The 948-nt window shown below is 34.1% G+C and carries 1 protein-coding gene; it reads left to right on the top strand.

Annotation, left to right across the window (positions count from 1 at the left end):
* The first annotated feature begins 251 nt into the window (after positions 1-251).
* Positions 252-821 (top strand): hypothetical protein, encoded by a 570-nt coding sequence (locus ESZ48_RS19185; RefSeq protein WP_129019111.1) that lies wholly within the window; start codon positions 252-254, stop codon positions 819-821.
* The last annotated feature ends 127 nt before the right edge of the window (positions 822-948 follow it).

Below are 948 nucleotides of genomic sequence, written 5' to 3'. Positions count from 1 at the left end.
GGATTATCAATGTTGCCGAAGTCTAAAGCTTCACCGTGTATAGTAACCTTACTCCGCTCTTTTGTTCTTTCTGATTAATGCTTAAAGTTAACTGATTTATTAAAAATCAAACTTAAGCCGTGTATAAGTTATGGCTGGTTCTGTGCTTACTTGGAAAATCCTGCGGATTTTCCACAGGCAGTTGACCGTTTGGAATTGCCGTGATTAGTCCACGCCACAACTCATACACAATCACGTTCTATGCAATTTGAATGACCAACGATATTTACTATACAGCATTAGAAATTTACGATTCCCAGACTGAAGACGAATTCAGTTGGGAAAAATATATTGAATGGTCAAAATTGACTCATTTAAAAGAATTAGTTTCTTTAGACGGATTATTAAACGGACTTGCATTTAAGCCTAATTTTGATTCTAAAGAAGATTGGAAATATATTGTAACCGACCAAAATATGGTAACTGTATTTTTCAATTCAAAAGAATATGTTCTTGAAAAAGTAAAAGATTTAAAATACTATAATTTTTTAGCTGTCATTCAAGAACCGAACAATGAAAAAGCAAAATTAGAATCTGATTTTGAATTTGTCGGATATGACTTAATTGAAAAAGATGGAGATATTAGTGCATTAACTAATTGTGGTGGATTTGACGAAACGTTTTTACCTGATGACCTAAATGAATTCGGACTGATTTCAGATTATAAAAAGGCAAAGAAAATTCAAATGGAATTGCAAATTAACAATCCAGATGAACATCACGCTAATTGTTATTTATATGAAATTTGGAGACATAAAACAATCGGAAGAAAAACTGCATAGAATCGAGTAGACGGGTGACGACCTAAAGGTCGCCACTGCGCCTCTCACACCACCGTACGTACGGGTCTCGTATACGGCGGTTCACCAAATCGAAGTTTGCGTTTTATTTATATAATCTATCATAGGT

Origin of the sequence: Gelidibacter gilvus, from assembly GCF_004115975.1 — a bacterium.
Taxonomy (GTDB): domain Bacteria; phylum Bacteroidota; class Bacteroidia; order Flavobacteriales; family Flavobacteriaceae; genus Gelidibacter; species Gelidibacter gilvus.
This window is presented reverse-complemented; position numbering and strand designations above follow the sequence as displayed.

Excerpts from the sequence above, each read along its gene's own strand:
- ESZ48_RS19185 (WP_129019111.1), top strand. The coding sequence starts at position 252 with ATGACCAACGATATTTACTATACAGCATTAGAAATTTACGATTCCCAG.